At 43.8% G+C, this 10795-nt stretch carries 7 protein-coding genes; 6 read left to right on the top strand and 1 reads right to left on the bottom strand.

Translation table 11 applies throughout. From position 1 onward, the window contains the following. Positions 1–466: 466 nt before the first annotated feature. The 6 genes from cysM to IOD06_RS10525 all read left to right on the top strand — a co-directional run bounded on the left by cysM (position 467) and on the right by IOD06_RS10525 (position 8597). Entirely contained in the window at positions 467–1426 is a 960-nt protein-coding gene (gene cysM, locus IOD06_RS10550; protein ID WP_194620834.1) for a cysteine synthase CysM, read from the top strand. A 24-nt stretch (positions 1427–1450) separates the two neighbouring features. Next, positions 1451–2275: a 3'-5' exonuclease gene (locus IOD06_RS10545; protein WP_194620833.1), complete on the top strand. Its 825-nt coding sequence runs from the start codon at positions 1451–1453 to the stop codon at positions 2273–2275. Positions 2276–2343: 68 nt separating this feature from the next. After that, positions 2344–3885 carry a 23S rRNA (uracil(1939)-C(5))-methyltransferase RlmD gene (gene rlmD / locus IOD06_RS10540; RefSeq protein ID WP_194620832.1) on the top strand — a complete coding sequence of 514 codons (1542 nt, stop codon included), beginning with the start codon at positions 2344–2346 and terminating at the stop codon, positions 3883–3885. A 397-nt stretch (positions 3886–4282) separates the two neighbouring features. After that, positions 4283–6835 carry a bifunctional (p)ppGpp synthetase/guanosine-3',5'-bis(diphosphate) 3'-pyrophosphohydrolase gene (locus IOD06_RS10535; RefSeq protein WP_010201773.1) on the top strand — a complete coding sequence of 851 codons (2553 nt, stop codon included), beginning with the start codon at positions 4283–4285 and terminating at the stop codon, positions 6833–6835. A 63-nt stretch (positions 6836–6898) separates the two neighbouring features. Continuing rightward, positions 6899–7849: a bifunctional DNA-formamidopyrimidine glycosylase/DNA-(apurinic or apyrimidinic site) lyase gene (mutM, locus tag IOD06_RS10530; protein WP_194620879.1), complete on the top strand. Its 951-nt coding sequence runs from the start codon at positions 6899–6901 to the stop codon at positions 7847–7849. A 307-nt stretch (positions 7850–8156) separates the two neighbouring features. Continuing rightward, positions 8157–8597, top strand: coding sequence for a hypothetical protein (locus IOD06_RS10525; RefSeq protein WP_189582712.1), 441 nt, complete (start codon positions 8157–8159; stop codon positions 8595–8597). 191 nt (positions 8598–8788) lie between these two features. On the opposite strand, the gene typA is transcribed toward IOD06_RS10525, so the two are convergent. Next, positions 8789–10636, bottom strand: a complete 1848-nt coding sequence (gene typA / locus IOD06_RS10520; RefSeq protein WP_010201777.1) for a translational GTPase TypA — start codon at positions 10634–10636, stop codon at positions 8789–8791. Positions 10637–10795: the final 159 nt, after the last annotated feature.

Genomic DNA, 10795 nt, shown 5'->3' with positions numbered 1-10795 from the left:
GAATGGCTGTTAAACATTCATAGCGCTTACCTTAACCTTTATAATCCCTACGAGAGAACCTCTATCCATTGATAATTTTGACAGTATCCATGTTCAAGTCTTTAATATTAGTAGCAATGCATTTACCAATAATACCTGATGTCATCAGCGCGGCTGAAAACAAAATGATATAATGACGCAACTTTTTATTTGTCATCATTTATACCTCGTCATATGACCAGATTAACGGCGTAATTATGACCCTCGAACTGATTGACTGGCTGACGATTGAGTAACAACCTTTATAGTAGCAGTCTCAGAATTTATAGGAATGGTCTCAAGCGATTGTTGGACGATAACAACAGTGTGTTAATCAGCAAGCCGTTATTTAAAATGCGGTGCTTCAGACGACTGTTAAATGAATAACGCCCTAAAAAATACCTAATATTAAAGAAATTGTCCTCTAAAAAACCAATAAGGATACCTTATGTCCACGACGACCACGTCAAATGCCAACTTTATCACGCAAGTGACTGCCCTTGCCGATTGCGTCGGACAAACACCATTGGTGAAACTTCAGCGTCTGCCTGAGCAGGAGCACATTACAAACGGTGCGGTTTTGCTCGCCAAACTTGAGGGCAATAATCCTGCTGGCTCTGTCAAAGACCGCCCTGCTTTTAATATGATTTACCAAGCGGAACAGCGCGGCGACATAAAGCCTGGAGATATGCTGATTGAAGCCACCAGTGGCAATACAGGCATTGCGTTGGCTATGGTCGCTGCGATGCGTGGCTATCCGATCACCCTATTGATGCCAACCAACTCGACTCAAGAACGCAAAGACGCCATGATTGCTTATGGTGCGACGTTGATTGAAGTGGACGAAGGTATGGAAGCGGCGCGTGATTTGGCGTTGCAGATGCAAACGGATGGCAAAGGCATCGTCTTAGATCAATTTAATAATCTTGATAACAGACAAGCCCATTATCTAACGACTGGCCCTGAGCTATGGGCGCAAACTGCGGGTAAAATAACCCACTTTATCAGCTCGATGGGCACGACTGGCACCATTACTGGTGTCTCGCAATACCTAAAAGAACAAAACCCAGCGATTAAAATCATCGGGCTGCAACCTGACGAAGAAGCGTCTATTGCTGGTATCCGCCGTTGGCCTGCCGCTTATATGCCGGGTATTTTTGATGCAGACTTGGTCGATGAAGTGATGGATATTGACCAACATATCGCTGAAGTTTATATGCGCAAACTGGCCAAAACCGAAGGTATCTTCGCGGGCGTATCTTCAGGCGCCGCTGCATGGGCTGCCGTACAGGTGGCTAAAGAAAACCCTGATGCCGTTATCGCCTTTATTGTCTGTGATCGTGGAGACCGTTATTTATCGACGGGGCTGTATAGTGTCGATGATAGCGTAGACAATGCAGCACCATAATCTCGAAATTAATTAGGTTTATCTATGTCACACGCCCTACCCTCCGACCCTATATTGGTCTTTGATATTGAAACTGTCGCGGATACAGCTGCCGCGCGCCGTATTTACCCGCAGCTGGCGGATCTAAATGATGCGGACGCACTGAGCGCATTGACAGCGCTACGTACACAAGAGGCTGGGCACGACTTTATGCGTTTGCCGCTGCAACGTATTGTTTGTATTTCGGCGTTATATATAAAAGATGGCAAGTTGTCGTTGTTTTCGTTGACTGCAGATAAGTTCAGCGAAAAGGACATTCTCGTTAAATTCTTTCGAGCGTTTAGTGACATTGAAAAATTGCCACAGCTGATCAGCTGGAATGGTTCAGGTTTTGATATTCCGGTATTGATTTACCGCGCCATGCAGTATGACCTTTCAGCACCATGGCTGTTTGAAGAAGGCGAACGCATCAAAAACATGCGTTTTGATAATTATGTCAATCGCTTCCATACTCGCCATCTTGATTTGATGGACAGATTTAGCCAATACGGTGCCAGTCGCCGCGAAGCGATGGATATCGTCGCAAGCTTGTATGGACTTCCCGGCAAAACCAGTGTCGATGGCAGTATGGTTGGCGATCTGGTCAGCAATGATGATTGGCAGACGCTGTCTATTTATTGCGAGTCTGACGTGATGAATACTTGGCTAATCTATCTGCGCTGGCTGCGTTTAACGGGTCAACTGTCCTCACAAGATTTTGATGCTTGGCAGCAGCAAAGCCATGACTATCTAGCAAAATACACCCAAGCCGATGGCAGTGCACGTCATCAAGAATTTATTGCTGATTGGTCATTTACGCCGTCAGTATAAGCATGATTCTTTGTACCAATTTCTGTACTCACCTTTTTAGTTATTTATTATTTATTTAAGGCAGGTTTATGCAACCCACCGATTCAAAAATATCTACCGCAGCTGATGCAACGCTGCAGGCGAACGAGACCCAAACCATTACCATTCCGCCTAACAAGAAAAAATTCAAACCGTCATCAAAGACCCGTCGCCGTCTAAAAGAGGCTGAACCCTTACCGTTTAATATTGATGGGTTGTCGCATGATGGTCGCGGAGTGGCAGTATATGGCAATGGCTTAGGTGAAGCAGAAGGTCATGCCGTAGACAAGCACGGTAAAAAAGTCTTTGTCAGCTTTGCTTTGCCGGGTGAAAGCGCTTTAGTCAAGCTTACCAATAGCCGAACCAGCTTTGAAGAAGGTGACGCGATCAGCATCACTGCCAACCCAAATCCTGAACGCGTGGTACCACCCTGCCCGCACTTCGGTGTCTGTGGTGGCTGTAACTTACAGCATTGGCAGCCAGATGCTCAGATTAATTTTAAGCAGTCTGTCCTTGCTGAAATGCTGATGCATCAAGCCAAAGCCGAGCCTGATCATTGGCTAGCACCTGTAATCGGCGATCGCCTCGGTTATCGCACCAAAGCAAGAATGGGTGTGCGTTATGTGACCAAAAAAGAAACCGCCTTGGTGGGCTTTCGTGAACGCTCAAGTAACTTTTTGGCTGAGCTAAATGAGTGTCATATTCTAGATCCTCGTATTGGCTTTGAGCTTGAAAACTTAAAAACCCTTATCAGTACTCTAGAGAGCCGTGACAAGATTGCCCAGCTTGAATTGGCGATGGGTGAAGAGATGCCAGACCTACCAGATGGCAACCAGCCAGTCGCCCTCATTGTGCGCAACTTAGCGCCGTTATCTGATGCTGATGTAGAGAAGCTAAAAGTGTTTTTTGCCGCGCGCAATTGGCAGCTGTATTTACAATCGAAAGGCGTTGACAGCATCCAGCGTATCGCCTTGACGGATGCTGATGACCTGAGTCAGAAATTTGGACGTTTGTATTACCAACTGCCAGAATACGACCTTACTTTTGAATTTATCCCAACAGATTTCACCCAAGTTAATCTGTCGGTGAACCGTCAGATGACCAAGCTTGCTTGTGATTTATTAGACCTAAAAGCCGGTGAACGAGTGCTTGATTTATTCAGTGGTTTGGGTAACTTTAGCTTGCCATTGGCACGATTGGTTGGCGAGACTGGCTCTGTCGTCGGTGTTGAAGGTAGCGAGGCAATGACCGCACGCGCCGCTGACAATGCACGTCGTAATGGTATAAATAACACTGAATTCTATAGCCAAGACTTAACGCAAGACTGTACTGATAAGCCTTGGGCCAACCAAGGCTTTGATGCGCTATTGATCGATCCGCCTCGTTCTGGCGCGTGGGAGATTATGCAGTATCTACCGAAGTTTAACGCCGAGCGTATTGTCTATGTCTCTTGCAACCCTGCAACGCTCGCCCGAGATACAAAAGCATTGTTAGAGCAAGGCTACCGTCTGACTCATGCTGGCGTAATGGATATGTTTTGCCATACTGGACATGTTGAGTCTATTGCGCGCTTTGAAAAGGTCACTAATTAACATTGATTTTTTTCGCATATGTCATCGTATGAGTTACTAGGCATACTATCAACACATTTTGCCTATTCATAAATTAGGTCAAAGTATGCTATTAAAGTAGCCGATATGTTAATCGATATGTTAATCATAGTGACATGAGCATTACAGAGCCTCTCTTGATTTGTCGTCTTAAAATGAGATAATAATAGTCGTTCTTTCTATGCTTATTTAATCAGCATACAGCAGTTATTAACACTCATAATCTTACATATTCTACGTACAACTCTATGGCTGCTAAAAATGGATTTTTAGCGGCTGTATTGATTTCTAGTTGCCCACTTATATATTGTATAAGTTTGGGTTTCGTACGTAGTAGATGAGGTTATAATCAATTCGAAATAGCTAAGAGGAGTCGGCTATGGTAAAAATTCGTGAAGGATTACCGTTGGTAGATGGACAGACCACACAAGCCGACAGTGCGACGTTAGCGGCACAACTGGTTGCGAGTCAACGCTCTCATCAGTCTGCTAATAGCTATGCTCAAATTCCACTCGATATCAAATACCAACTGGCCACTCATAAGCTGCATACGACTTTTGATCGCTCTGCACAGCATGCTTACCACAGTCATGACCCAAATCTTGAAAATGAGTATTTGGACAACCAGCTTTTAGATGATGCTCATATTCTCTCAGAAGAGGAGCTTGAAGCAATCGATCTAGACAATGCCAATATTGATGTACCTGCGTGGTTAGATAACGTGGCCAAGCGTATCGGCCAAGAGTCTGTGCCCAACCTCAGCGCTGCCTGTGACTTTATCCGTAGTCATATGAATACCAGCGAATCTGAGCGCTCCGGTGCTTATGTCACTGGTATTGGTATGACCGATATATTGACCTACCTCTATCAAGATGAAGATGCGCTGGTTGCTGCAATGCTCTATCGTAGTGCCCGAAAATCAATCATCAGTCTGACTGAAATTGAGCAAAAATTTGGCAAAGACATATCCACCTTGGTCAAAGATACTTTGGCAATGGGTAAACTGTCGGAAATTATCGAAAGTAACAAACGCTTAGAAGATCACTTCGTAAACAATCAACGTGACCAATTATCAAACATCTATAGCATGCTCATATCCGTCACCAATGACGTGCGTGTAGTACTGATCAAGCTGGCTGAACGTACCTTCGCCATGCGCGAATTGACCTTTTCTCACTTAGAGCGGCAAAATCGAGTGGCACGTGAGGTTATGACGATCTATGCGCCACTGGCCCATAGATTGGGTATCGCCCAACTAAAATGGGAGCTTGAAGACCTCGCCTTTCGATATCTCGCCCCTGAGCGTTATAAAGAAATAGCCAAGCTATTGTCAGAAAAACGCAGCGAACGTGAGTCTTATATTCAGCGCGTGCAAGATAAGCTCAATGAAGCCTTGGCGGAAGCAGATATCGCGGGTGAAGTGTCAGGACGCGTCAAGCACATCTATTCTATTTATCGAAAAATGAAGCTCAAAGGCTTATCTTTCGATCAGCTTTATGATATTCGTGCGCTGCGTGTGTTAGTGACCAATCCTTCCGACTGTTACCACGTTTTAGGATTGGTACACGGTCTGTGGCGCTATATCCCTGAACAGTTTGATGACTATATTACCAATCCTAAATCAAATGGCTATCGCTCGCTGCACACGGCGGTGATTGCCGAAAACAAATCGCTTGAAGTACAGATTCGTACCCATGAGATGCATTTTGAGGCTGAGCTTGGCATGTGCGCGCATGTCAATTACAAAGAAGGGCTAAAAAACAAAAAAGACAACTATCTCAACCAGAGAATTAGCTCACTGCGTCAACTACTTTCTATCAATAATGAAACACGCAATCAGCCACGTTCGTCCATGCTGACCGGTGATGAGCTAGAAGAAATAGAGTTCGATGAAGAAGAGCAACTGGTTGATTTTGATGAGCTTGAGCGCATTTATATCTTTAGTCGTGATGGTGATATTACCGAACTTCCGAAAGGCGCGACCGTCCTTGATTTTGCCTACTATGTACATACCCAAGTCGGTAACCGTGCGCAAGCCGCTCGGGTCAATCAACGCTATGTGCCTTTGACTTATCAGCTCAAAACTGGTGAGCAAGTTGAGATTATTACCAAAGCTTCTCGCGAGCCCAATCGTGATTGGCTGGTTGCCTCACTCGGTTATATTCATACCAATCGAGCACGCTCAAAGCTGCGTCAATGGTTTAACAAGCAAGACCGCGACAAAAATATTGAGATCGGTCGGCACATGCTGAGTAAAGAGTTGGAGCGTTTATCCGTCCACCCCAACAGTATTGATTTAAATGATTACACTCAGTTTTTTCACGTCAATAATACAGACGACGTCATTGTTGGTTTGGTCACAGGTGATATCAGCCTAAACCAGCTGACCAGCCATATCTCTCGTCAGCTACACTTAGAGCCAGAGAGACCTGAGGAAGATTTCACACCCAGTGTCGATGCTAGAGATGCTGGCAAAATTGATGCCTATAAAATTCATATCGACGGTCTGGACAATATCGAAGTCAACTTAGCAGGCTGTTGTCATCCTGTACACGGTGAGCCGATTGCAGGTTACATCACTTTGTCACGCGGCGTTAGTGTGCATAATCGGGGCTGTCCAGAATATTTGCGCCTTATTGAACGTGACCCTGAGCGCCAGATAGATGCTGCTTGGCGCGTAAAATCAGGTCGTTACCAACCCGTAGACATTCATGTAGAAGCTTATGATAGACGTGGATTGTTGCGCGACTTAACTCAAATTATTGACAAAGAAAATGTCAATATTCGTCAAGTTGAGACCCTGAGCAATGATGACAATATTGCCTTTTTAAAGTTTCATATTGAGGTGTCAGGATTGGCGCATTTGTCCAAACTCTTAGCCAAACTTGAACAGCAGCATGGCATATTACATGCACGGCGTGCGGTTGCTTAAGTAAAATGCTAAGGCTTTGTGCAAACCTATCCATTTAATAATCGAGTTATTACCAAAAACACTATGCCTGAATTGCCTGAAGTAGAAACAACCAAAACCAGCTTAACCCCTCTATTGGGGCAACAAGTGATTGATGTAAAAGTATTCCAGCCAAAGCTGCGCTGGTCTATGCCTGACGATTTAGATGCCTTGGATGGTTATACCTTAGGCAGCATCGAGCGACGAGCAAAGTATTTGATATTAAATTTCTTACCGCCCTTATCTAAGAATAACGCTACTACTGAGCTTGCTACATTGGCACCGCGGCAACTTCTCATTCATTTGGGTATGTCCGGTAGTTTACAGCAGCACAGTAAGGGTACAGAGAAGCGAAAACATGACCATTTGGTGATGGTATTTGGTAGCACTGATAAAAAGCAAATACAATTACACTATCATGATCCTAGACGCTTTGGCTCGGTGCTGTGGCATGAGGATTATGGTGCTAAGCTGTTAGATCACTTGGGTGCTGAGCCTTTATCAGAGGAATTCACTGCTGATTACTTGTATCAGCTCATCCAACGCACGGATCTATCTGATAAAACCGCCATTGAAACTACGGCTGGTAAAAAAACAGCGAGTAAAGCAAAATCGAAAAAGCGGCCAATCATGCGAGCCATCAAATCCGTCATTATGGAACAGCAAGTGGTCGTTGGCGTTGGCAATATATACGCGACCGAAAGCCTGTATCTATCAGGGATTCATCCTGCGACCCCTGCTCATCAATTATCGTATGATGATATTGTTATTTTGGTCGATCATATTAAAACCATTCTACAAAAAGCGATAGCGCTTGGTGGCTCGACCTTACGAGATTTCACGGTCGCTAGCGGGCAAACCGGATATTTTCAACAGACTCTAAATGTCTATGGTAGACAGGGTGAAGCTTGTCCCCACTGTCAAACGACGCTAGAAAATATCAAGCTAAATGGACGTGCTAGCGTTTACTGCCCCGACTGCCAGCCCCTAGCGTAGTAAGTAAAATGCTACGACATACTTGATAAGTATTAATGTTATCAAGCCTCACCGATACAGTAGAAAATATTTTTTAAGGTGAGTAAGATTGATGATTACAGTAGCTGTATCGCACGCATTTTTGTTGCTTATTGGCCTACGTCTTGCTTTAATAGTGAAAGAGCTTACATAAATAGTGCAAACCATTTATTTATCTGTAATAATTAATCTATTTATCGTTGCCGCATTGCTCGTATAGGGAAGTTGTCTCTGTATGAAAATAGCAGCAGCCATCCATTATACTGCTTACGAGTTTTAGGATATCATTATGACTGTTAAAGCCCATACACAGCGCACCGTCAAGCGCAAAATTTTTACCCTGATTACAAGCGTAAGCTTGATTGTGGCCAGTATGCAACCTGCTTTGGCAGCGATAGAAATTGATGAAGATGACTTTGGGCCTTCTTATGGCACTATGGCAGTAGATACTATCGTTGGCAAGCCACTGGGTTTAGTGACTGCCGTGGCTGGTACGGCAGCTTATATTGTCAGCCTGCCTTTTTCTCTAATCGGTGGTAACGCTGATCAAGCTCAGCAGAAGCTGTTTGTAGAGCCTTGGGATGCAATGGGAAGGTGCTTAGGCTGTACGGTTGCCGAAGACAACTACTATAAGTCACAAGTCAGCGATAACAATATCGTACGTATTGTCGTTGACCAACCATCAGAGATTTTGATCAATACAAACGATTATGTGATAGTTACCCCTTAAGACAATCACTCCATCGAGCGATCATTCTACAAGATGAGCACCTGCTAAATATTCAGATTTATTTGAATACTGTCTAATTACTATTTACAACCAACTAATTACTACCAACAATTATTTATAGACCGACAATAAAAAAGGCTAACATAACGTTAGCCTTTTTTTTAGAAACTTATTGGTACTAATATAAGCTACTAAGCACCTTTCTTACGACCATGACGCTTACGCTCACTTTCAGTCAAGTAACGCTTACGTAGACGAATCGCTTTAGGTGTTACTTCAACCAATTCGTCATCTTGGATGAACTCAAGTGCTTGTTCAAGCGTAAACTTAACTGCTGGAGTCAACGTCAATGCTTCATCAGTACCACTAGCGCGAACGTTAGTTAACTGTTTAGCAGTCGTTGGGTTAACAGCCATATCATCGTTACGTGAGTTAAGACCAACGATCATACCTTCATATACTTCAAGCTGTGGCTCAGCGAATAATTTACCGCGCTTTTGCAAGTTGAACAATGCAAAGCCTAGGCAAACGCCTTTAGCCATAGAAACGAGTACACCGTTAGAGCGGCCACCAACATCACCAATTTTCTGTGGACCATAATGTGAGAAGCTTGACGTCATGATTCCTGAACCTGATGTTAAGGTCAAGAATTCAGAACGGAAACCGATCAAACCACGTGCTGGCATAGTTGCTTCAATACGCATACGACCTTTGCCATCAAGTTCCATGTTAGTCATCTCGCCTTTGCGTAGACCAACCTGCTCCATGATAGAACCTTGATGCTCATCTTCAATATCGAACACAACGTTTTCATACGGCTCTTGTAATTTACCGTCAACTTCTTTAACGATAACTTCTGGGCCTGAAACACCCATCTCAAAACCTTCACGGCGCATGTTTTCGATTAGTACAGATAAATGAAGCTCACCGCGACCTGATACTTTAAATTTATCAGGAGACTCAGTGTCTTCTACACGTAGTGCAACGTTATGAATCAATTCACGCTCAAGACGCTCACGAATATTACGTGAAGTCACAAACTTACCATCACGACCAGCGAACGGTGAGTTGTTTACTTGGAAGTTCATTGATACGGTTGGTTCATCAACCGTTAGTGCTGGTAATGCTTCAACGTTAGCTGGATCACAAATCGTATCTGAGATATTAAGTGCATCAATACCAGTGATACAAACGATATCACCAGCTTGTGCATCTTCAACATCAATACGATCAAGACCATGATAGCCCATGATTTTTAGAATACGGCCATTACGCGTGTTGCCATGCTTATCAATAACAGTTACTTGCGTATTAAGTTTAACTTTACCACGCTGGATACGACCAATACCGATGACACCAACGAAGCTATTGAAGTCAAGGCTTGAGATTTGCATGCGGAACGGTGCATCTGCATCCACTTGTGGTGGCTGCACAACATCAACGATTGTTTTGAACAGTGGCGTCATATCATCAGCTAAATCATCAGCTTCTAAGCCTGCAATACCATTCAATGCTGATGCATAAACAACTGGGAAATCAAGCTGCTCATCAGTTGCGCCTAGGTTATCGAACAAATCAAAAATTTGATCCATTACCCAATCAGGACGCGAACCAGGACGGTCAATTTTGTTGATAACAACAATAGGCTTTAGACCTTGCTCGAACGCTTTTTGCGTTACGAAACGAGTCTGTGGCATTGGACCATCAACAGCATCAACCACTAGAAGTACGCAGTCAACCATCGACATGACACGCTCAACTTCACCACCAAAATCGGCGTGACCTGGGGTGTCAACGATGTTGATACGATACTCTGTATCCGAAGATTTATCTGTCCAGCGGATAGCTGTGTTTTTAGCCAAAATGGTAATGCCACGTTCTTGCTCAATATCGCCTGAATCCATTGCACGTTCAGCAATGTTTGCACGATCGCCAAAAGTGCCAGATTGATGTAATAGTTTATCAACCAAAGTTGTCTTACCGTGATCAACGTGGGCAATAATTGCGATGTTACGCAGGTGTTTGATATCGTTCGCCATATAAAATGCTCTTTTCGTCTTAAAAAAAATGCAGTAGCAGTAAGCACCGCTGGATAAACTTTTACCATCAACCAGAGAGATATGACTACAGGACTTGTAAATGAGTACACAATAGGTGAATTCATTTAATTAATAGTAGTAAAATCAAATACCTATGCT

The organism is Psychrobacter sp. N25K4-3-2, assembly GCF_015351755.1.
Lineage (GTDB): Bacteria > Pseudomonadota > Gammaproteobacteria > Pseudomonadales > Moraxellaceae > Psychrobacter > Psychrobacter glaciei.
Note: the sequence above shows the minus strand (reverse complement) of the source record. Positions and strands in the feature narration are given on the sequence as shown.

Coding starts and splice junctions, on each gene's coding strand:
- cysM (WP_194620834.1), top strand. CDS start 467: ATGTCCACGACGACCACGTCAAATGCCAACTTTATCACGCAAGTGACT.
- IOD06_RS10545 (WP_194620833.1), top strand. CDS start 1,451: ATGTCACACGCCCTACCCTCCGACCCTATATTGGTCTTTGATATTGAA.
- rlmD (WP_194620832.1), top strand. CDS start 2,344: ATGCAACCCACCGATTCAAAAATATCTACCGCAGCTGATGCAACGCTG.
- IOD06_RS10535 (WP_010201773.1), top strand. CDS start 4,283: ATGGTAAAAATTCGTGAAGGATTACCGTTGGTAGATGGACAGACCACA.
- mutM (WP_194620879.1), top strand. CDS start 6,899: ATGCCTGAATTGCCTGAAGTAGAAACAACCAAAACCAGCTTAACCCCT.
- IOD06_RS10525 (WP_189582712.1), top strand. CDS start 8,157: ATGACTGTTAAAGCCCATACACAGCGCACCGTCAAGCGCAAAATTTTT.
- typA (WP_010201777.1), bottom strand. CDS start 10,636: ATGGCGAACGATATCAAACACCTGCGTAACATCGCAATTATTGCCCAC.